The sequence below is a fragment of the Bradyrhizobium sp. AZCC 1588 genome (assembly GCF_036924735.1).
Lineage (GTDB): Bacteria > Pseudomonadota > Alphaproteobacteria > Rhizobiales > Xanthobacteraceae > Bradyrhizobium.
Genome location: NZ_JAZHSC010000001.1, coordinates 6,374,645 through 6,395,710, shown reverse-complemented (window position 1 = coordinate 6,395,710; position 21,066 = coordinate 6,374,645). Strand labels below are relative to the sequence as shown.

The window sequence follows — 21,066 nt, the reverse complement described above, 5'->3', positions numbered from 1 at the left end:
TCGCACTGCTCTCTCCCCGTCATTGCGAGCGAAGCGAAGCAATCCATGCGTCAGCGCACGCGGAAGCATGGATTGCTTCGTCGCTTCGCTCCTCGCAATGACGGTTGTGGCGCGACGAGCGCGCTTACCCGTCCTAAGAGGCCCACGCCGTCACGATCCAGACCGATGCCGGCAGCAGCACCGCGTCGCCCTTCGCGAACGGCGTCAGCGCTTCGCGAATGGAAGCGGCGACGGCCGCGCGAGCTTCTGCCGGCTGGCCGTCCAGCGCACGGCTCACCGGACCGATCTCCAGCGCGCCCTGCACCGCGCCATCGAGGCCGCGGCCGATCCCTGCATCCAGCAACAGCGGACACGCTTCCATTTCGACGCCGGTAAAGCCGGCCGCGTTCAGGATACGGCGCACGCGCTCCTCCGAGGCAAACGCAAATGGCCCGGGGTCTTCCGGCCCAAGCTGCGGCAGCTTTGGCACGTGCTTGTAGGCGGCCGCAAGCGGCGCCATGAAGAACGGATTTTCGCGCGGCTCGCGCCAGCACGCAAACGCCAGCCGCCCCGAAGGCTTCAGCGCTTTCCGCATGTTGGCGAACGACAGTCCGGGGTCGGCAAAGAACATCACGCCGAACCGCGAGGCCAGCACATCGAAGCTGGCAAGCTCGAACGGATAGACGGTGGCATCCGCCAGAACAAAATCGATCGGCAGATCCTTCGGCGCAGCCTGCCGCGCGCGCTCCAGCATCGGGCCGGATACGTCAATGCCGAGCACTTGGCCCGATGGCGCGACCTTTTGCGCGAACGCAATCGCGGTGGCACCACTGCCGCAACCGATATCGATGACGCGGTCTCCCGGCTTCAGCCTGGCCCGGTCGACAACAAGGTCGGCGACCGGCTTGAGCAGCACGTCCTGCGCCGCCTGCCGCTCCGCCCAGCGCTGGCCGGCCGGACCGTTCCAGTAGGCGACCTGGTCGGCGTTTTGGTCGTGGCTTGCCGGTGTATCCATTTGCGCGCTCCTTTTTGAATTTCGACGTCCGTCGCCCCTATGCCGGACCGTTCACGCCGCATCGTTGCCGTATCATTGCCGTGATGCCGCTTCGTTCGTTCATGTACCCCGAGATTTACAGTCATAACTACACTTTCCTGCATTTCCTTCGGAACGATATCCCGCCTTTCGCGTGATCTATTGCCGCAAGGCAACTGACCGGCACTTAGCACCCTGGAGGGATCAAGATGAATGGGATGCGTAAATATGCATTCGGCGCCGCCGCGGCAGCCGCTCTTTTTGTAATTCCAATTTCGGCCTTTTCTCAATCCATTGAGATTGGACCGGGAGGCGTCCGCGTCGATCGAGGAGGTGGGCGATGCGAGCAACTGAGGCTTGCCTGCGAAAACAAGGACGCGCTGGGAGAGCGGGGCGAAGGAAATTGCCGCAGATATCGGGAGGCCTGCGGGCGACCAGTTCGGAGAGATTTGTGCGCCGAACTAAGATATGCTTGCCTCAACAAGGATGAGTTGGGTGAACGCGGCGAAGGAAATTGCCGTCGGTATCGCGAGACCTGTAGAGGTTACTAATTCTTAGTCGCGGGGTGGTGCGACATTGCTCCGCGCCGCCCCGCGCTACACCTGTTAGCGTTTAGATTGCTGGTAATGGCGTCCTCCATTACACATCGTGGTCGGAAGCTCGGTTCGATGTCGATCAGGTCCGTCGTCGCTCAGCGAGCTTCGGCGCTAGCCTGCGCCCTGGAAGCGCTAACGCCGAATTAATCTCATAGGCCTATTATTTCAGGCAGTTCTAGTTGGGTGTCGCGTAAGGGAGCCGTCGCGAGGGACGATCCAGCGACGGCTCCTTTTTCATTTCACTCATTTGAGGTTAGTACACGTGACCACGGCATCGGAAACGCAGAGCCAAACCGAACAACCCGAATCCACCGCACCGAGCAAGCAATCGAGCCGAAAATCGGTCTTGGCGCTAGCGGTGTTCGCTCTTGGAATAAACAGTGCGGCGGCCATCTATACGCTGCCGCCGGACTTTACCCTGCCGGATATCAGCCGTTTGGCCGAATTGCTTCCACATCAGAAAGCTTCCGATCCGATAGCCGATCCGGCTGTTGCCGCATTGAAGGATATTCAGTCGGCTCAGCAGCAACACGTTGTCGCGCTGCAAGAGAACAATATCCTGTTGCAGCAAAACACAGCTCTTCTTCAGCAGGATTCAATTGCGCTTGCTTCTCTGAGACAGAGCGTCGTGGATGAGCACGTCAGTGTGAAGAAATTATCTGCTCAGATAGCGGATGAACATGAAGACGTGAAGAAGATATCTGCTCAGCTTTCCAAGCTTATGGTGAAGATCGACTCGCTGCAAAATGCAATGAAGCCGGAAATAACTTCCTCGATTTCAGCAAGGAACGCTCAAAACCGGCTATCCCGAGTAGTGCGCAAGAAGATGGCTCGGCAGCCTCAACCTATGGGGCCAATTTCGGTTGGAGGAGCGCCCCTAATTCTCCCGGCCACCACGACAACCCCACAAGGCTGAATGAGAAGAGTGTAAGGCCAGTCCGCCTTCGCTCTTCAAGCTCGGCGCGACAGCCTTCGCCCCTGCGGAGGAGCAAACGGTTGCGCCACCGCCGCGAAGCTGGCATGCCCAGCCGAAGCCCCGCAGGGGCGAAGGCTGGTAGGCGGCGAGAGATTCGAACTCCCGACCCTCTCGGTGTAAACGAGATGCTCTAACCAGCTGAGCTAGCCGCCCGTAAGCCGCCTGTTTAGCCTCTCGACCCCCTTTGGTGCAAGGTGGGATATCCGCGCTTCACTAGTCGCCCGGCCGCCCCGGCAACGCTCCAATCTCGTGGATCCACGGCGCGGCGGAGCGGCACCAGATTTGCCGCGCCGGCTTGAGCCGATCGCGCTGGCGGATGCTGCCCCAGCGGATGCCCCAATCGTCCGGTCCGCCGTCTCCGCTGGTGAACAATGGCGAGCCGCAGATTTCGCAAAAGTACTGAAAGCGTGTCCGGCCGTTGTCGCCCTTCTTCGGATAAACCTTCGCCGGCGCGCCGGTCATGCGGACCTGCTCGGCCGAACAGATCACCGTCACCCGGTACGGCGAGCCCGTCAGGTTCTGGCAATCGGTGCAGTGACAGATCGATACTTTTTCCGGGTCGATATCGGCCCGATAGGTCACCCGCCCGCAATGGCATTGCCCGTCGATTTCCATCCCTCATCAACGCCGTCCGCCGGGCTGAGGTTCAAGCCGAGATCCCACCCGCACCAAACAAAAACGGCGCCCGAAGGCGCCGCTTTATCATTTCAGCTCGATGATCATCAGTGGTGACTGATCGAGCTCAGTGGGCCGTCAGGCCACCGGCCGCCTCGTCCGAGGCGTCCTGCTTGACCGGCACCTTGGTGTCCTCTTCCCAGACGATCGGCACTGGGGCGCGGACCAGCGCCTTGGCGACGACGTCATCGAGCCGAGCAACCGGGACGATGTCCATGCCGCCCTTGATCGCATCGGAAATCTCCGTGAGATCCTTGGCGTTGTCCTCGGGGATCAGCACCGTCTTGATGCCGCCGCGGGCGGCCGCGAGCAGCTTCTCTTTCAAACCACCGATCGGCAGCACACGACCACGCAGCGTGATTTCGCCGGTCATCGCGACATCGTGCCGGACCGGAATGCCGGTCATGACCGAGATGATCGCGGTGGCCATCGCCACACCCGCCGACGGTCCGTCCTTCGGGGTTGCGCCCTCCGGCACGTGGACGTGGATGTCGCGCTTGTCGAACAGCGGCGGCTCGACGCCGTAGTTGATCGCCCGCGAGCGGACGTAAGACGCCGCCGCCGAGATCGACTCCTTCATCACGTCGCGCAGGTTGCCCGTGACCGTCATCTTGCCCTTGCCGGGCATCATGACGCCTTCGATCGTCAGCAGCTCGCCGCCGACATCGGTCCAGGCCAGACCCGTGACGATACCGACCTGCGGCTCGCTCTCGATCTCGCCGAAGCGGTACTTCGGCACGCCGAGGAAGTCTTCGAGAGTCTTCTCGGTGACCTTGACCGACTTCTTCTTGGAGATCATCAGCTCCTTCACCGCCTTGCGGGCGAGTGTGGAGAGCTCACGCTCCAGGTTACGCACGCCCGCCTCGCGGGTGTAGCGGCGGATCATCAACAGCAGAGCATCGTCGTCGATGGACCATTCCTTGGAATCGAGGCCATGCTTGGAGATGGCGTTCGGGATCAGGTGCTTGCGCGCGATCTCGACCTTCTCGTTCTCGGTGTAGCCGGCGATCCGGATGATCTCCATGCGGTCCATCAGCGGCCCCGGAATATTGAGCGTATTCGCGGTCGTGATGAACATGACGTTCGACAGATCGTAGTCGACCTCCAGATAGTGGTCGTTGAAGGTCGAGTTCTGCTCGGGGTCGAGGACCTCGAGCAGCGCCGACGACGGATCGCCGCGGAAATCGGCGCCCATCTTGTCGATCTCGTCCAACAGGAATAGCGGATTCGAGGTCTTGGCCTTGCGCATCGACTGGATGATCTTGCCGGGCATCGAGCCGATATAGGTGCGGCGGTGACCGCGGATCTCGGCCTCGTCACGCACGCCGCCGAGCGAGACGCGCACGAATTCGCGGCCGGTGGCTTTTGCGATCGACTTGCCGAGCGAGGTTTTGCCGACGCCGGGAGGCCCGACCAGACACAGGATCGGTCCGGTCAGCTTGTTGGCGCGCGACTGCACGGCGAGATACTCGACGATGCGGTCCTTGACCTTCTCAAGCCCGTAGTGGTCGGAGTCCAGCACGGCCTGGGCCTGCTCGAGGTCCTTCTTGACCTTGGACTTCTTGTTCCACGGAATCGACAACAGCCAGTCGAGATAGTTGCGCACGACGGTGGCTTCCGCGGACATCGGCGACATCTGGCGCAGCTTCTTCAACTCGTGCTGCGCCTTCTCCCGCGCTTCCTTGGAAAGCTTGGTCTTGGCAATCTTCTCTTCCAGATCGGCCAGCTCGTCGCGGCCTTCGTCGTCGCCGAGCTCCTTCTGGATCGCCTTCATCTGCTCGTTCAGGTAATACTCGCGCTGGGTCTTCTCCATCTGGCGCTTGACGCGCGAGCGGATGCGCTTCTCGACCTGCAGCACCGAGATTTCGCTCTCCATCAGGCCCAGCACCTTCTCCAGGCGCTGCGTGACGGACAACGTCTCCAGGATGCCCTGGCGATCGGCGATCTTGACGGCGAGATGCTGAGCGACCTGATCGCTGAGCTTGGCGAAGTCGGTGATCGCCTGAACCACGCCGACGACTTCGGCGGAGATCTTCTTGTTCAGCTTCACATAGCTTTCGAAGTCGGACACGACCGAGCGCGCCAGAGCTTCGGCTTCAACCGAGTTGGCGTCGGTATCGGCGAGCGCGATCGCGGTCGCCTCGTAATATTCGGTGCGGTCGGAATACTTTTGCACGCGCGCGCGCTCGAGCCCTTCGACCAGCACCTTCACGGTGCCGTCGGGAAGCTTCAGGAGTTGCAGCACGCTGGCAAGCGTACCGACCTCGTAGATGGAATCCGAGCTCGGATCGTCGTCGGACGCGTTCTTCTGCGTCGCGAGCAGGATCAGCGCGTCGTTCTTCATCACCTCTTCGAGGGCGCGGATCGATTTCTCACGGCCGACGAACAGCGGCACGATCATGTGCGGAAATACGACGATGTCGCGGAGCGGCAGCACCGGATACGAATGGCTTTCGCCGAGAATGATGGTTGGCCGGGTTTTTGGAGTCGTCATGGCCTATTCCTTCTGTTTTGCCCCCTTGCACGCAGTCCGCATCGCTTGCGCAACCGCCACAAGGTGCTGGGAGTTCCGGGCCGGTCGGCCGCCTTCGCTGCCGCCTCTCACCGGATGATCTTTGCGACGAATCTCGAACGTGATTTCCGCCACCATGGGCATTAGGTGGCTATCGGGCATGGGGGTGTCAAGTCACGGAAAATGACCGCAAATTGCGGATCAGACTCGCGAAAAACGCTTACGCCACAGCGGCCGCCGAAACACCGGCAGCCGCCTTATCCAAAGGGTTATTCAAAGGTATGAGTTCTGGCCAGCGCGACGCTATCAGGCGCTGGCGCTGCTCTCGACGGCCCGGGTCCGAACGGTCCGCATAAATGTAGAGCGGACGGGCAGTTCCCTCGACAACTTCGCGCGAGATCACAACCTCTTCGACACCTTCCAGGCCCGGCAGATCGAACATCGTCTCGAGCAGGATGCTTTCGAGGATCGAACGCAACCCGCGCGCGCCGGTCTTGCGCTCGATCGCCTTGCGGGCGACCGCGCCAAGCGCCTCGTCGGCGAAGGTGAGTTCGATGTTCTCCATTTCGAACAGCCGCTGGTATTGTTTCACCAGCGCGTTCTTCGGATCGGTCAGGATCTTCTTCAGCGAGGTCTCGTCGAGATCCTCCAGCGTCGCGACCACCGGCAGGCGGCCGACGAATTCGGGGATCAGGCCGTACTTCAGCAAGTCTTCCGGTTCGACATGGCGGAAGATTTCGCCGGTGCGGCGGTCTTCGGGCGCCAGCACCTGGGCGGCGAAACCGATCGAGGTCGAACGTCCGCGCGCGGAGATGATCTTCTCAAGGCCTGAGAAGGCGCCGCCGCAGATGAACAGGATGTTGGTGGTGTCGACCTGCAGGAACTCCTGCTGCGGATGCTTGCGGCCGCCCTGCGGAGGCACGGAGGCGACCGTGCCTTCCATGATCTTCAACAGCGCCTGCTGCACGCCCTCGCCCGACACGTCGCGGGTGATCGACGGGTTGTCGGACTTGCGGCTGATCTTGTCGATTTCGTCGATATAGACGATGCCGCGCTGCGCGCGCTCGACATTGTAGTCGGCCGACTGCAACAGCTTCAGGATAATGTTCTCGACGTCCTCGCCGACGTAACCGGCTTCGGTGAGCGTCGTCGCATCCGCCATGGTGAACGGCACGTCGAGAATGCGCGCCAGCGTCTGCGCCAGCAGCGTCTTGCCCGAACCGGTCGGACCGATCAGCAGGATGTTCGACTTCGCGAGTTCGACGTCATTGTGCTTGGTCTGGTGATTGAGGCGCTTGTAGTGGTTGTGAACGGCAACCGAGAGCACCTTCTTGGCATGGCTCTGGCCGATCACATAGTCGTCCAGCACCTTGCAGATTTCCTTCGGCGTCGGGATGCCATCGCGCGACTTCACCAGCGAGGACTTGTTCTCCTCACGAATGATGTCCATGCAGAGTTCGACGCACTCGTCGCAGATGAATACGGTGGGACCCGCGATGAGTTTGCGGACTTCGTGCTGGCTCTTTCCACAGAACGAGCAATATAGCGTGTTCTTGGAGTCGCTCGTGCCAACCTTACTCATTCCTGTCTCCGTCCGCCGTTCGATCCGTTACCCGATCGACCCATTCCGGCACTGCACCGGACCTGAAGGTAGATAGAGCAAATTCCGTACCAGAAAAGACCCTAACTCAATTACCCACCGTGCGAATCACGGCTTCTACAATCCCCCGCGATCTTAACGCATCTCACACAGCCAACCATGCTGACACCCGACTATCAAGAATTCGCTAATCGGGGCCGGTTTGGCTACCCGTGACAATACCGTGATTTGTGGCGTTCGCACGGGGAGAAGTTGACGAAATCGACCGAGCGTTGCGGTATTGCCACGCCGCAAAACCGGCACGAAAGCGGAACTTTCGGCCTACACGGGGGCACAGGCGCGGCTTTCGGCCATATTTGCCGATTCAACCAACCGTTAAGGTCAACGCGGGGTGTCGCTATCCGGTGCCTTACGGGACTTTCACCGACGTCGTCTCTTCGGGACGCTTGTCGATCACCTTGTCGACGATACCAAAGTCGTGCGCCATGTCGGCGGTCAGGAATTTGTCGCGCTCCAGCGCGTCCTCGATCGCCTTGTAGGTCTGGCCGGTGTGCTTCACGTAGATTTCGTTGAGGCGCTTCTTGAGATTCAGAATCTCCTGCGCATGCAGCATGATGTCGGTGGCCTGGCCCTGGAAGCCGCCGGAAGGCTGATGCACCATGATGCGCGAATTGGGCAGCGAGAAGCGCATGTCCTTTTCACCAGCCGCGAGCAGCAGCGAACCCATCGAGGCCGCCTGCCCGGTGCACAGCGTCGACACCGGCGGACGGATGAATTGCATGGTGTCGTAGATCGCAAGCCCCGATGTCACCACGCCGCCGGGCGAGTTGATGTACATCGAGATTTCCTTCTTCGGATTCTCCGCCTCGAGGAACAGAAGCTGCGCGACGACGAGCGTCGACATGCCGTCTTCGACCGGACCGGTCAGGAAGATGATGCGCTCCTTCAGAAGCCGCGAGAAAATGTCGTAGGCGCGTTCGCCGCGGTTGGTCTGCTCGACCACCATCGGAACGAGGTTCATGTAGGTTTCAACGGGATCGCGCATTAATCACCCCAAGGGTTCGGATAGAGAACAAGCGGGACGAACATCCATCGGCAAGGCAGGTATCATTGCCGTGTGCGGACAAACGTCCCGTGATGCAGAACTTCAACTCAACTCACAGATATGAGCCAATTTCCTGGCGACAAGGCCGGGCAATTGCGGAGCCGAATGAGAGAAGTTCAAACTGATTCGCAGCCGCTCTCATAGCGACGGGTGCCGTCACCACGCCGCTATCGCCGTTCATCATTAATGCCGGCCTGACCAAATCGATCAGGCTGCGCTCTTCTCGTCGGCCTCGTCGTCCTTGAACAGGTCCTCGCGCGACACCTTCTTTTCGGTCACGTTGGCGAGTTCGAGGATGAAATCGACCACCTTGTCTTCATAAATCGGCGCACGAAGCTGGGCCAGCGCATTGGCATTGTTACGATAGTAGTCCCAGACCTCCTTCTCGCGGCCGGGCATCGATCGCGCCCGCTCGATCACCGCGCGGCTGACTTCGTCATCGGTCACGGTGATCTTGTTCTTCTCGCCGATCTCCGACAGCACGAGGCCAAGCCGGACGCGGCGGTCGGCGATCTTCTTGTACTCTTCCTTGGCCGCCTCTTCGGTGGTGTCCTCGTCGGCAAAGGTCTTGCCGGAGGATTCCATCTCGGCCTTGATCGAGTTCCACATCAGGTTGAACTCTTCCTCGATCAGTGACGGCGGCGCCTCGAATTTGTGGCTGTCGTCGAGACGGTCGAGCAGCGCGCGCTTGACGCGCTGGCGCGTGGCACCGGCGAACTCGGCGACCAGCCGCTCGCGCGCGGCCTCCTTCAGCTTGTCGAGCGATTCCAGGCCAAGCGTTTTTGCAAACTCGTCGTTGATCTCAGTCTCGCCCGGGGCTTCGATCAGGGTTGCCGTAGTCTCGAACTCGGCCGGCTGGCCGGCGAGCTTCTCGCTGGCGTAATTCTTCGGGAACGACACTTTGAGCGTGCGGGTTTCGCCCGTTCCGATGCCGACGAGTTGTTCCTCAAAACCCGGAATGAACTGTCCGGTGCCGATCACGACCGGAATGCCCTCGCCGGTGCCGCCGTCGAACGGGGTGCCGTTAATGCTGCCCTTGAAGCTGATGGTGACGCGATCGCCGGTTTCGGCCTTGGCGCCCTCGGCCTTCGCGGCATAGGGGCGGTTCTGGTCGGCGATGCGCTTGATCGCCTCGTCGACCTCGGCGTCGGTCACTTCGACCACCGGCTTCTCCACCGAGAAGGTCTTGAAATCGGCGAGCTGGATCGTCGGCACCACCTCGATCGCGACCGTGTAGGTCAGGTCGCTCTTGCCCGCGAGCAATTCCTCGACCTCTTTCTGCTCGGTCGGCAACGTGATCTTGGGCTCGGTCGCAAGGCGGAAACCGCGGTCGGTGAAGATCTGCGTGTTGGTGTCGCGGATGGTCTGGTCGATGGTCTCGGCCATCACCGAGCGGCCATACACCTTCTTCAGATGGCTCACCGGCACCTTGCCGGGGCGGAAGCCATTGAGCTTCACCTTGTCCTTGAGGTCGACCAGCTTGGCATCCGCCTTGGCATCGAGATCCGATGCGGGAACGCTGACCTTGAACTCGTGCTTCAATCCCTCGGCGAGGGTTTCGGTGACCTGCATGGTGTCAATCTTCTTCCGCTTGCGCCGGGCCAAAACAGCCCGGCAGTGTCTAATTTTGTTCGACGCGCAAGCCTTGCAGCCCTGCGCCGGTGGTTCGGCTGACCTTGGCTCCCCCATAGGGGGAAGCAAGCCCTCCAGTATTCGTCATGCAAACGCTTGGATAGAGCGCTTGGTGCGGGCGGAGGGACTCGAACCCCCACAACTTTCGTCACTGGAACCTAAATCCAGCGCGTCTACCAGTTCCGCCACGCCCGCGTGAAAAGCATCCATACCCGGCCGCGATGCCGCGGGCGGCGGGCTTATAACATGAGCCTACACCTCCGCAGCAAAAAAATGGCCCTTTTTGACAGCCCCGGGGCAAGGCGTCACAGCTAGGATAGGCACATCAGAAAATGGTCCACATCGGTCCGATGGCAAGCCCCAAATCAACGTTAGATCGACGCGAACTGGTAGCCGGGCTGGGCGCCGCCGCCCTCACCTCGATATGGCCGGTTTCCGGCGCAGCCCAGGCAAGTCCCCCGCTGACCTTACAGGCCAAGCCGGAGACCCTCGCACTCCGGCCGGGTGGTACGCCCGCGCCGGTCTGGTCGCTGCAAGGACCCGACCTCACTTTCAAGCGTGGCGAGACGGCCGAGATCGCCTTTGCCAATGAGCTGCCGGTGCCGGTCGTCCTCAACTGGCGGGGTATGGACGGCGTTCCGGCTCACGCCCCCCTCACGGCGCGCGCAGCCCTCGCAAGCGGTGGCAAGGCCACCTTGCAGCTTCCCCTGCGCCACGCCGGGACCTTCCTCTGTGACCCCGGGCTGCTTGGCGATCGACAGGCACAACCAACGCGGGCACGGCCGTTGATCGTTCGCGAAACCGAGCCGGTCGCCGTCGACCGCGACGAGGTGCTCCTGATCGAGGACTGGCAGGCAAGGCCCGATGGAACAGCGATCGCGCCGGGAATCGATCCGAAGGACACCGCGCCCCTCCATACGATTAACGGCCAGACTTCGCTCGAACTCTCAGGTCGGACCAACGAACGGATCAGGCTCCGCATCATCAGCGGCTGCCAACGCTCTGTTATGGCTATCAAACTGGAAGGGCTCGACGTCCGGGTCATGGCCATCGACAGCCAGCCATCGGAGCCGTTCCAGGCCCGCAATGGAGCGCTGGTACTAGCGCCGGGCGGACGGGTCGACGCCTTCATCGATTTGACCGCTCCGGCAGGCACGACCCATGCGATCCTGCTGCATGATGGCAAGGAAGCCCGCCCGATCGGCAAACTTATTGTCTCCAGCGAACCGCCGGTCCGCGCCGCACCGTTGCCACCCGCCCCGCCGCTGCCCTCCAACGGCCTGCCCGAGCGCCTCGACCTCAAGGGGGCGACCCGGATCGATGTTGCGCTGGGCGGACCTTCCGGCGATTGGATGACGCCAGCCAATTTTGCCGTGAGCGCCCTGCCCGCCTTCCGCGCCAGGAAAGGCCGCACCGTGGTGCTGGCACTCACCAACCGCGCCGCGGTCGCCACCGTCTTCCACCTCCACGGCCATCACTTCCGCCTGCTGGACCGGCTCGACGACGGCTGGAAGCCGTTCTGGCTGGATACGCTGGCGATCGAGCCCGGCCAGACCCAACGCATCGCCTTTGCCGCCGAACATGCCGGCCGCTGGCTGATCGAATCCGTCGCGACCGACTGGGCGGCACCGCGGCTGGTGCGATGGTACGCAGTCGAATGAGGAGCAAGCCATGAGCAAGCCGATTCCCGCCATCCGCAGCGTCAAGGCGCGAGCGCTCGTCGTACCGCTCGCCCGCCCCGTGAAGAACGCCTTCGGCGTGATCGATGTGGGCCCATTGGTCCTGATCGATGTCGAGACCGATCAGGGCGTTGCAGGCCACTCCTACATTTTCGCCTACAGCAAGCTGACGCTGAAGCCGCTGGTGCACCTGATCGAGGAGATCGGGTGCGAACTCGTAGGCCAGCCGGTCCCTACTGAGTCAGAGGGTCGCGGGCGATCGACTAGAAGAATCAGATAATTGCGAGATTCAAGCTCAGCGTGGAGGCTAAGATGAATCTCGATATCCGGTTTGCGTCCTATGTTGAGGAACTTGCGAGCGCGATGGGTCAGGCGGATCGGGCTCGACCGCTGCGCGACTACTGCACCGGGCTGATCCTGCCGGGCGAGCGCAAGAGCGTAGAGCCGATGGCGGCGCGGACCGATCCAGCGCGTGTCTCTGCGCAACACCAGTCGTTGCTGCACTTTGTCGGTGCTGGCGGTTGGTCGGACGAGAAGGTGCTGGCCAAGATCAGCGAACTGGTGGTTCCGGCAATCACGAAGCACGGGCCGATCGAGGCCTGGATCATCGATGACACCGGCATCCCGAAGAAGGGCCGACATTCGGTTGGGGTGAAGCCGCAGTATTGCGGGCAGCTTGGCAAGGAAGCCAATTGCCAAGTGGCAGTGTCGCTGTCGATTGCGAACCACTTTGCCAGCTTGCCGGTCGGGTATCGGCTCTATTTGCCGAAAGAGTGGGCCGAGGATCGCGCGCGTCGGGATCGGGCCGGGGTGCCTGAGGACATCCGCTTCAAGACCAAACAGCAGATTGCGCTCGAGTTGATCCAACGGGCGCACGCGGCAGGCCTTCCGCTGGGAGTGCTGTTGATGGACCTCGACTACGGCCGTGACTCGCGATTGCGCACGAGCGTGTCTGCCCTGGGATTGAGCTATGTGGCGGGCATTCAGCCGAACGTGTTGATGTGGGCGCCTGGCACCGGTCCGAAGCGGCCCGACAAATCGCTCAACAATAACGGCCGACGCAATGAGCCCGATCTGATCTCGGCCCAAGAAGTGGTGCGTGCTCTACCTGAGCACGCCTGGCGCACGATCCGCTGGCGCGAAGGCTCGGCCGATTGGCTGTCCTCGCGCTTTGCACGGGTGCGCGTACGCGTCGGCTACAATGGTGCAATCCCCGGGCAGGTCGCAGAGGAGTGGCTGCTGATCGAGTGGCCGGAGGGCGAAACAAAGCTCAGCAAATACAAATACTGGCTCTCCACACTGCCGGCAGAGATCAGCTTCCGCCAGCTCGTCGATATCACCAAGATGCGCTGGCGGATCGAGCGCGACTATCAGGAACTCAAGCAGGAGGTCGGGCTTGGGCACTACGAAGGGCGCGGATGGCGTGGCTTCCATCATCACGCAACGCTCTGCATCGCGGCCTATGGGTTCCTGGTCTCCGAGCGAGCCGCGATTCCCCCCTCAGGACCTCGTTCCCCCGCGCTGCTCTCGACGCCTGCATTACCCGACGGTTATCGACCCCGCGGATCCGCCCTTGCGGCCTGAACGCCACATTCCAAACTCGATCGCGACCATGCGTGCACGCTTGATCAAAGCGCTTACAAAGTGGCTCCCGCGATGCCCCTGTTGCGGAGCCCGTGCCGCTCGATATGTCAGAAAGCGCTCGTGACGCAGTAGGACGGTTGCGCCCTACGATCTGATGGCGGCAATGGATGCAAAATTCCGCCTGCTCGGCTGGCAAGGACTTGTCGGCATGGCAGTGTCGGGCCTCGACATGGCCTACTGGGACGCGCTCGGCCAGTTGGCCGGCAAGCCAGTGGTCGAACTACTCGGCGGTTCGCCAAAACCGATCCGGGCCTATGACAGCTATGGCGTGGTCGATCCGGTGGCGGACGAAAGAGCGCTGCGCCGCTCGCTCGAGCAGGGGTTTCGCGGCATCAAGATCAAGGGCGGCGATGGCGATGCCGCCAATGACGAGCGCGTCGTCAAGGGCGTGCGCGCGCTCATCGGCCCCGACATCGCGCTGATGACCGACTTCAACCAGTCGCTCGATCCCGCGGAAGCCGCGCGCCGGATCGCTCGCCTCGCTCGCTACGATTTGCACTGGATCGAAGAACCCGTGCCGCAGGAAAACCTCTCGGGACACGCCAAGGTCCGCGAGACTTCGCCGACGCCGATTCAGGCCGGCGAGAACTGGTGGTTCCCGCGCGGCTTTGCCGAAGCGATCGCGCTAGGTGCCAGCGATTTCATCATGCCGGATCTGATGAAGTGCGGCGGCGTCACCGGCTGGCTGCAGGTCGCCGCCCAAGCCGAGGCCGCCAACATCCCGATGTCGAGCCATCTCTTCGCCGAAGCCAGCGCTCACATGCTGGCGGTGACGCCGACCGCGCACTGGCTCGAATTTTTGGATTTCGCCAGCGTCATCCTCGCCAAGCCTGCCGAGATCGTCGATGGCACGGTCACCGCGCGTGGACCGGGGCTGGGGCTGGAGTGGAACGAGACGGCGGTGGCGAAGTATCTCATCAGTTAGCCAAGGCGACGCGATGAACCGGCGCGGCGGCTCTTGTGTCGGACAGCGAGGGCCGCCTCTTCAGTGACGTGGGGCTTGGCCGTGAGTTCAACCCCCAGCGCCTTCATCACGGCAATTGTCGTCTTCAAGGTTGGGTTGCCTTTTGCGCTGAACGAACGATAGAGCTGTTCGCGTGAAAGTCCGGTCTCCTTGGCGATCTCCGTCATCCCCTTGGCGCGGGCAACGACACCAAGGGCATGAGCGATATAGCCGGCATCCTCGGTCTTGAAGGCCTCCTCCATAAACACGGCGATGGCCTCGTCAGAAAGCAAATCCTCAGCTGGATCATAAGTGGTCAGCTTTTCGCCCATCTCATTCACTCCATTCCGCGGCAAGCCGTTTTGCTGTCCGGATGTCTTTCGTCTGCGTGCTCTTGTCGCCCCCGCAAAGCAGAACAATGATCGTGTTTCCCCGCTGCTGAAAATAGACGCGGTAACCGGGGCCGTGGTGGATACGGAGTTCGCTGACGCCCTCGCCAACCGGCTCAGCATCGCCTGCGTGCCCTTGTGCCAGCCGATCCAACCGCGACGCGATAATCGCGCGGGCTCGGTGATCCCTGAGCCGCAGGCGCCACTTTCGAAACGTCTCTGTCTGCCTCAGCTCAAGCACGCGTAGTTTATAGACTACAAACTTTTAATAATCAATCGTGGGCTTAGTATTCGATCCCGAACTCGTCATAGAGCCGGCGGAATACCGCGGGCAGCACTTCCGAAAGGTCTTCCGCGATCAAGCCCGGCCCTGCTTCGCCCGCGGATTCGCCGTGCATCCAGACGCCGATGCAGGCGGCTTCATAGGCCGGCACGCCTTGCGCCAGCAGCCCCGCGATCATGCCGGCCAACACATCGCCGGCCCCCGCCGTCGCGAGCCAGGGCGGCGCGTTGGAGGCGATGCTGGCGCGCCCGTCCGGCGAAGCCACCACCGTGTCCGGTCCCTTCAGCAGCACCACCGCGCTGGAGCGCTGGGCGGCGTCGCGCACCCGCTCCAGCTTCGAACGGCCGGGGTGCTTGTTGCTGATGTCGCTGAACAGGCGCGGAAACTCGCCCTCATGCGGGGTCAGCACGACCTGCGGATCCTCGCTCGCCCTGATCTGCTCAAACAGCCGCTCCGGCGCTTCGGCAAAACTCGTCAGCGCGTCAGCGTCGAGCACGAGGCCCCGTTTCGTCGAAAGCGCCGTATGGACGAAATCGCGCGTCCGCGCGCCGATGCCGGCGCCCGGCCCGATCACGATGGAATTGAGCCGCCTGTCGCCCACAAGGTCGGCGAATTGGACCACGTTATCGACCGCGCGAACCATCACCGCCGTCAGCGCCGCGGCATTGACGGCGAGCGCATCGCGCGGCGAGGCTACGGTGACGAGGCCGGCCCCTGCCCGCAGCGCGCCACGGGCCGCCAGCCGCGCCGCACCCGTCGACGCCAGTTCCCCCGACAGCACGACGGCGTGGCCACGGGCATATTTATGGCCGTCGATAGAAGGCACCGGAAAGGATTTTTGCCAGCTCTGCGGAACGTTCTCGAACGTCTGCGGCCGGATCTCCTCAAGCACATGCGCATCGATGCCGATCTCGGCGACGCGGACGCGGCCGCAATGCTTGCGCCCGGGCATCAACAGATGCGCCGGTTTGCGGCGGAAGAAGGTGACGGTTTCGACGGCGTCGATCGCCGCGCCCATCATCGCGCCCGTGGTACCGTTGATGCCGCTCGGCAGGTCGACGGCCAGCACCGGCGCGCCGTTGGCGTTGATCGCCTCGATCATCTCGAGCGGATCGCCCTTGACCGGACGATTGAGACCTGCGCCGAACAGCGCGTCGATGATCAGGGCCGGCTTGCCGATCGCCTGTGGGTTGAACGGCAACACCGGATATTTCCAGCCGCGCGCGGCGAGCGCGGCATCCCCCTGCAGGCTGTCGCGCTCGCACAACAGGATGACGGAAACCTCGCGCCCGCGTGCGGCGAGTTCAGCGGCCGCCACAAAGCCGTCGCCGCCATTATTGCCGCGGCCGGCGACCACGACGATCGGCCCCTCCTCGACGAGATTCATCGCAGCCTCCGCCACGGCCTGGCCGGCGCTCATCATCAGCGCGAAGCCGGGCGTTCCGCCGGCGATCGTCAGCCGGTCGGCCCGCTCCGTCTCGGTCGTGGTCAAAACTTCCATGCCGATTCCTCGATCCATCCGCCTTTTCTGGAGGCATATCCCCGTCGCGCCCGTGGCCTGCCTCGCCTCGTCTGCACACGAAATGATCGGTTTGCCTATTTTATAAGCTTCGCTATCATGCTAGCCGCCGGTGAACCTCTTTCACTTGCCTGTTAAAAGTCTGATAACGTTCCGAAATCAGCCGCATTAACAACTTGGCATAGACCCTGCTTTTGAGGAAGCCGGTTGGAAAGCCGAGCTCAGGATGGTCGCAGTCACCGGCAAATTATGAGCAATTCCGGCTTTGCAATCATGCAGCAGTTCCGGCTTTGCCGGATGCAAGGATCAAACCAGACGGCGCCAGGTAAGTTCACCAGGCTGCGACATCGAAGCTATCTGCACTCTGCAATTTGGAAATGCCCGGGAGGCGCTCAGTGAAGAAGATTGAAGCCATCATCAAGCCATTCAAGCTCGACGAGGTGAAAGAGGCGCTTCAGGAAGTCGGACTGCAGGGCATCACGGTCACTGAGGCCAAGGGGTTCGGCCGGCAGAAGGGACACGCCGAGCTCTATCGCGGTGCGGAATACATCGTGGACTTCCTGCCCAAGGTGAAAATCGAGATCGTGATTTCGGACGAGCTGGTCGAGAAGGCGATCGACGCGATCCGCCGCGCCGCCCAGACCGGGCGCATCGGCGACGGCAAGATCTTCGTCTCCAATATCGAGGAAGCGATCCGGATCAGAACCGGAGAATCCGGGCTGGACGCTATCTGAGCCGGGTGCTATCCGAAAGTTTGCGACTGAAAAACAAGAAAAGGGCTGCTTCCGCGGCCTGATTTCGTTCGCGATGCCTTGATCGTCTGCGAAATGTCGCGCTCCGGAAACCGTCCCGTAAGCCAAAAGGGGTATTCATGAAGACCGCTAAAGACGTCCTGAAATCGATCAAGGACAACGACGTAAAATACGTCGACCTGCGCTTCACCGATCCGCGCGGCAAGTGGCAGCACGTGACCTTCGACGTCAGCATGATCGAAGAGGACACCTTTGCCGAAGGTCAGATGTTCGACGGCTCCTCGATCGCCGGCTGGAAGGCGATCAATGAATCCGACATGTGCCTGATGCCCGATCCGGTGACCGCGACGATCGACCCGTTCTTCGCCGAGACCACCATGGTCATCGTGTGCGACGTGCTCGAGCCGACCACGGGGGAGCCCTACAACCGCGACCCTCGCGGCATCGCCAAGAAGGCCGAGGCCATGGTGAAATCGTCGGGCGTCGGCGACACCGTGTTCTTCGGACCGGAAGCCGAGTTCTTCGTGTTCGACGACGTGCGCTACCAGACCACCCCCTACAACACCGGCTTCAAGCTCGATTCCTCGGAACTGCCGATCAATTCGGACACCGAGTATGAGGGCGGCAACCTTGGCCACCGCATCCGCACCAAGGCCGGCTACTTCCCGGTCCCGCCGCAGGACTCGGTGCAGGACATGCGTTCGGAAATGCTCGGCGCGATGGCCAAGATGGGCGTCAAGGTCGAAAAGCATCACCATGAGGTCGCTTCCGCCCAGCACGAGCTCGGCATGAAGTTCGACACCATGACGCTGATGGCCGACCAGATGCAGATCTACAAATACTGCATCCACCAGGTCGCGCACATCTACGGCAAGACCGCCACCTTCATGCCGAAGCCGGTCTACGGCGACAACGGCTCGGGCATGCACTGCCACCAGTCGATCTGGAAGGACGGCAAGCCGGTGTTCGCCGGCAACAAATATGCCGACCTCTCGGAGACCTGCCTCCACTATATCGGCGGCATCATCAAGCACGCCAAGGCGATCAACGCCTTCACCAACCCGTCGACCAACTCCTACAAGCGCCTGGTCCCGGGCTATGAAGCCCCCGTGCTGCTCGCCTACTCCGCGCGCAACCGCTCGGCCTCCTGCCGCATCCCGTATACGGCGAACCCGAAGGCCAAGCGCGTCGAGGTTCGTTTCCCCGACCCGATGGCCAACCCCTATCTCGGCTTCGCCGCAATGCTGATGGCCGGCCTCGACGGCATCAAGAACAAGATCGATCCGGGTCCGGCGATGGACAAGGACCTCTACGACCTGCCGAAGGAAGAGCTGAAGCAGATCCCGACCGTGTGCGGCTCCTTGCGCGAGGCGCTGGAAAATCTCGACAAGGACCGCGCCTTCCTCAAGAACGGCGGCGTGTTCGACGACGACTTCATCGACAGCTTCATCGAGCTGAAGATGACCGAAGTCGAGCGCTTCGAAATGACACCGCACCCGGTCGAGTTCGAGATGTATTATTCGCAGTGATGGCGCGCGGCGCTCGCGCCGCCAGTATCACCGTCCGACAATGCAAAAGGCGCTCCCGAGGGGCGCCTTTTGTTTTTGCGGAGGAAAATCAGGCGCTTCGGCCGCCTCGTTCGCATACTCGTACGCCGCCGCCGCGAATTCCGCTCATATGGAGCTGCAAGCGCTCTAAGGCCGGCAGGAACCTCGCAATGTCGCCGCGCGTTGAGGGGGTCCACCAGAATGCGTCGAAGGAGGACGCCGCCCATGAACAAAGCAACCCTGAATAGAACAACCTTGAATAGTCTCGCGACCACATGCGTCGCTCTCGCACTCGCCCTAGCCATGGCTCCGCCGGCCACGGCTCAGGACACCGGGCGGACGAGGGTCGGCACGCTCACCTGCAACATCGCGCCCGGTGTCGGCATGGTTATCGGGGGCCAGCGGCAATTGAGCTGCGTCTATGCGTCATCGAGAGGCAGGGGGCGCGAGGCTTATGAGGGCACCGTCAGCACGCTCGGCCTTGACATCGGCGCCACGACCGGCGGCCAGTTGGCCTGGGCGATTTTTGCGCCGACCACGCTGCGCCGGGCGGCATTGGCGGGAACCTATACGGGTGCGACCGCCGGCGGCACGGTCGGTGCCGGAGCGAGTGCCAACGTCCTGGTTGGAGGCTCGGACCGCACTGTAATGATGCAGCCGCTATCCGTGCAGGGGCAGACGGGCGTGAATATTGCGGCAGGCGTATCCACAATGGAGCTGCGGCCGGCCGCCGCGCCCGCGCCCGCACGCCGCGCGCCCCAGTGACGACATCATCGCTGGTCAACTAGTCGGCGGCTTGCCGCCGGGATCATTGTCGCAAGATGCGAAAGGCGCCTGCATTCGGGCGCCTTTTGTCTTTGCGGTAGGGTGGGTGGAGCGACTTGTCCGCCGTAGCTCAGCGAACGTAGGCGGAAGCGATACCCATCATCTCAAGTCTCGCGACGAGTATGGGCTTCGCTCTGCCCATCCTAAATCCGTCTCAAAATCATAGTTCGAATTGGCGATTGAGCAGAACAGCTTGGAATTTGTCTACCGTTTCCCAAGCATCGCTGTAAGTGAATGTAATGGTGAGGACATCTTTGTAGATAAACGACCTGTCAAATGATTTGAGCTCCCGGTCCTCAATCTCAACGATATCATGCTTCGACTCGTGATCTTCTCCACGCTTGGGCGAATATCGGTCAAGGATGTAGTCGTTTAGCTCGGCAAGCGAGATACGATCCAGCATCGGCAGAAACAATGGCGTGACATCGATTGCGACCGACCGATCGATCTTGCGACGCTTTGCGATGGCAGCAACGATGGCCGCGAACTCTCGATTATTCTGGTCGCCCAGAGAGACGGCAGCAGAAGCAACAATGCTGACCAGGGCACGCACTGCGTAGATAGCTAGGCAAATTATAGAAATAACAAAAAGGACCGCCATGTATCCAAGAGGATCATGCTTGTCGCCACATGCTGCACGGTCAACCGGAATAATGCTGGCCTGATAAAACATCTGAAAAAATAGCGCGATGTAGAGAGCCAGGAAGCAGTAGGAAAATATCCGATTTCTGATGATGAACATCACAATTGCAGGAGTCAGAAAGCCCCAAATGTCTTGCGGACGATAGTATCCAAAGCATTTGTGCACAATGTAGGCTCCCTCCGCCACCACGAGAGAAGCCAAGACCAGCGCGCTGAGATTTGCGATCAGCGTCGGACGCGATCCAACCAAGTTCATAGAAACACATTCCCGGAGATTTTTGACTTGCTGGATTCATCGGAGGCGAGAGTCGACTTTGCATGTGCCCTCCGCAAGAGCATGGCACAAATTCGACCACCAGTTCGATAGCACATTCGTGCTAATCTGCCGCCAGAGCCACGAACTGATTTGCCTCCAGAGCAAGCGCGATCTCGTGCCGGGGCCGCGACAAATCAACACGACAGGCAAATCACTTCTGATTTTCCGAAATCGTGTCAAGCCCGGAAATCAAAAATATTCCACTTTCGTTCTCACCCAAATCACGCGCATAACTCCGCCCGTCTCACGGCGAGATGAGGGGCGGCTCGCGATCGTCACGAACGTGCGGTGAGATGCGATGGACGCTGAATGCGCAAGACGTAGGCGCGGGAAGCGTACGGCGAAGTCGTGTGGTTCGGGCGCCGCGGTGCTGGCGTTAAGTTGGCGGGAGGTATCCCGCCGGCGACGGAGGCAAAAGA

The 21,066-nt window shown here is 61.5% G+C and carries 17 protein-coding genes, 2 tRNA genes and 1 pseudogene; 8 read left to right on the top strand and 12 right to left on the bottom strand.

Annotated features, from left to right (window positions below; all coding sequences use genetic code 11):
- Positions 1-133: 133 nt before the first annotated feature.
- Complete coding sequence (locus tag V1277_RS29765; protein WP_334419335.1) at positions 134-994, bottom strand: class I SAM-dependent methyltransferase; 861 nt, start codon at positions 992-994, stop codon at positions 134-136.
- 876 nt (positions 995-1,870) lie between these two features.
- Here V1277_RS29765 and V1277_RS29760 point away from each other — a divergent pair.
- Positions 1,871-2,524: a hypothetical protein gene (locus tag V1277_RS29760; RefSeq protein ID WP_334419334.1), complete on the top strand. Its 654-nt coding sequence runs from the start codon at positions 1,871-1,873 to the stop codon at positions 2,522-2,524.
- Positions 2,525-2,660: 136 nt separating this feature from the next.
- On the opposite strand, the gene V1277_RS29755 is transcribed toward V1277_RS29760, so the two are convergent.
- The 7 genes and pseudogenes from V1277_RS29755 to V1277_RS29725 form a co-directional block, all read right to left on the bottom strand.
- Positions 2,661-2,737: transfer RNA gene (locus V1277_RS29755), tRNA-Val, on the bottom strand.
- Positions 2,738-2,797: 60 nt separating this feature from the next.
- Positions 2,798-3,199 carry a GFA family protein gene (locus V1277_RS29750; protein ID WP_334419333.1) on the bottom strand — a complete coding sequence of 134 codons (402 nt, stop codon included), beginning with the start codon at positions 3,197-3,199 and terminating at the stop codon, positions 2,798-2,800.
- Positions 3,200-3,326: 127 nt separating this feature from the next.
- Positions 3,327-5,753 carry an endopeptidase La gene (lon, locus tag V1277_RS29745; RefSeq protein ID WP_334419332.1) on the bottom strand — a complete coding sequence of 809 codons (2,427 nt, stop codon included), beginning with the start codon at positions 5,751-5,753 and terminating at the stop codon, positions 3,327-3,329.
- Positions 5,754-6,077: 324 nt separating this feature from the next.
- A pseudogene (clpX, locus tag V1277_RS29740) lies at positions 6,078-7,353 on the bottom strand (ATP-dependent Clp protease ATP-binding subunit ClpX).
- A 427-nt stretch (positions 7,354-7,780) separates the two neighbouring features.
- Positions 7,781-8,416, bottom strand: coding sequence for an ATP-dependent Clp protease proteolytic subunit (locus V1277_RS29735; RefSeq protein WP_334375054.1), 636 nt, complete (start codon positions 8,414-8,416; stop codon positions 7,781-7,783).
- A 267-nt stretch (positions 8,417-8,683) separates the two neighbouring features.
- Positions 8,684-10,048, bottom strand: coding sequence for a trigger factor (tig, locus tag V1277_RS29730; RefSeq protein WP_334375053.1), 1,365 nt, complete (start codon positions 10,046-10,048; stop codon positions 8,684-8,686).
- A 170-nt stretch (positions 10,049-10,218) separates the two neighbouring features.
- Positions 10,219-10,303 (bottom strand) — tRNA-Leu (locus tag V1277_RS29725).
- Positions 10,304-10,440: 137 nt separating this feature from the next.
- Between V1277_RS29725 and V1277_RS29720 the strand changes: the two genes are divergently transcribed.
- From V1277_RS29720 to V1277_RS29705, 4 genes are all read left to right on the top strand, one after another.
- Positions 10,441-11,769 carry a multicopper oxidase family protein gene (locus tag V1277_RS29720; RefSeq protein ID WP_334419331.1) on the top strand — a complete coding sequence of 443 codons (1,329 nt, stop codon included), beginning with the start codon at positions 10,441-10,443 and terminating at the stop codon, positions 11,767-11,769.
- Positions 11,770-11,779: 10 nt separating this feature from the next.
- Positions 11,780-12,067: a hypothetical protein gene (locus V1277_RS29715; RefSeq protein ID WP_334419330.1), complete on the top strand. Its 288-nt coding sequence runs from the start codon at positions 11,780-11,782 to the stop codon at positions 12,065-12,067.
- Positions 12,068-12,099: 32 nt separating this feature from the next.
- Entirely contained in the window at positions 12,100-13,371 is a 1,272-nt protein-coding gene (locus V1277_RS29710) for an IS701 family transposase (protein ID WP_334415441.1), read from the top strand.
- 163 nt (positions 13,372-13,534) lie between these two features.
- Positions 13,535-14,356 carry an enolase C-terminal domain-like protein gene (locus V1277_RS29705; protein WP_334419329.1) on the top strand — a complete coding sequence of 274 codons (822 nt, stop codon included), beginning with the start codon at positions 13,535-13,537 and terminating at the stop codon, positions 14,354-14,356.
- On the opposite strand, the gene V1277_RS29700 is transcribed toward V1277_RS29705, so the two are convergent.
- The 3 genes from V1277_RS29700 to V1277_RS29690 are packed head-to-tail and all read right to left on the bottom strand — an operon-like array spanning position 14,353 to position 16,547.
- Entirely contained in the window at positions 14,353-14,706 is a 354-nt protein-coding gene (locus tag V1277_RS29700; protein WP_334419328.1) for an addiction module antidote protein, read from the bottom strand. The two genes, V1277_RS29705 and V1277_RS29700, sit on opposite strands and share 4 nt — an antisense overlap.
- Before the next feature lies 1 nt (position 14,707).
- Positions 14,708-15,004: a type II toxin-antitoxin system RelE/ParE family toxin gene (locus V1277_RS29695; protein ID WP_334419327.1), complete on the bottom strand. Its 297-nt coding sequence runs from the start codon at positions 15,002-15,004 to the stop codon at positions 14,708-14,710.
- Positions 15,005-15,047: 43 nt separating this feature from the next.
- A complete protein-coding gene (locus V1277_RS29690) occupies positions 15,048-16,547 on the bottom strand; it encodes an NAD(P)H-hydrate dehydratase (protein WP_334419326.1) in 1,500 nt (499 codons plus the stop codon).
- 413 nt (positions 16,548-16,960) lie between these two features.
- Here V1277_RS29690 and V1277_RS29685 point away from each other — a divergent pair, with 413 nt between their 5' ends.
- From V1277_RS29685 to V1277_RS29675, 3 genes are all read left to right on the top strand, one after another.
- Positions 16,961-17,299 (top strand): P-II family nitrogen regulator, encoded by a 339-nt coding sequence (locus V1277_RS29685; protein WP_027537227.1) that lies wholly within the window; start codon positions 16,961-16,963, stop codon positions 17,297-17,299.
- Positions 17,300-17,436: 137 nt separating this feature from the next.
- Positions 17,437-18,846, top strand: a complete 1,410-nt coding sequence (gene glnA, locus V1277_RS29680) for a type I glutamate--ammonia ligase (protein ID WP_028345760.1) — start codon at positions 17,437-17,439, stop codon at positions 18,844-18,846.
- Positions 18,847-19,089: 243 nt separating this feature from the next.
- On the top strand, positions 19,090-19,629 hold the full coding sequence (locus V1277_RS29675) for a DUF992 domain-containing protein (protein ID WP_334419325.1): 540 nt from the start codon (positions 19,090-19,092) through the stop codon (positions 19,627-19,629).
- Positions 19,630-19,849: 220 nt separating this feature from the next.
- Here the strand turns inward: V1277_RS29675 and V1277_RS29670 are convergent, their stop codons facing one another.
- On the bottom strand, positions 19,850-20,587 hold the full coding sequence (locus V1277_RS29670) for a hypothetical protein (RefSeq protein ID WP_334419324.1): 738 nt from the start codon (positions 20,585-20,587) through the stop codon (positions 19,850-19,852).
- Positions 20,588-21,066 lie beyond the last annotated feature (479 nt).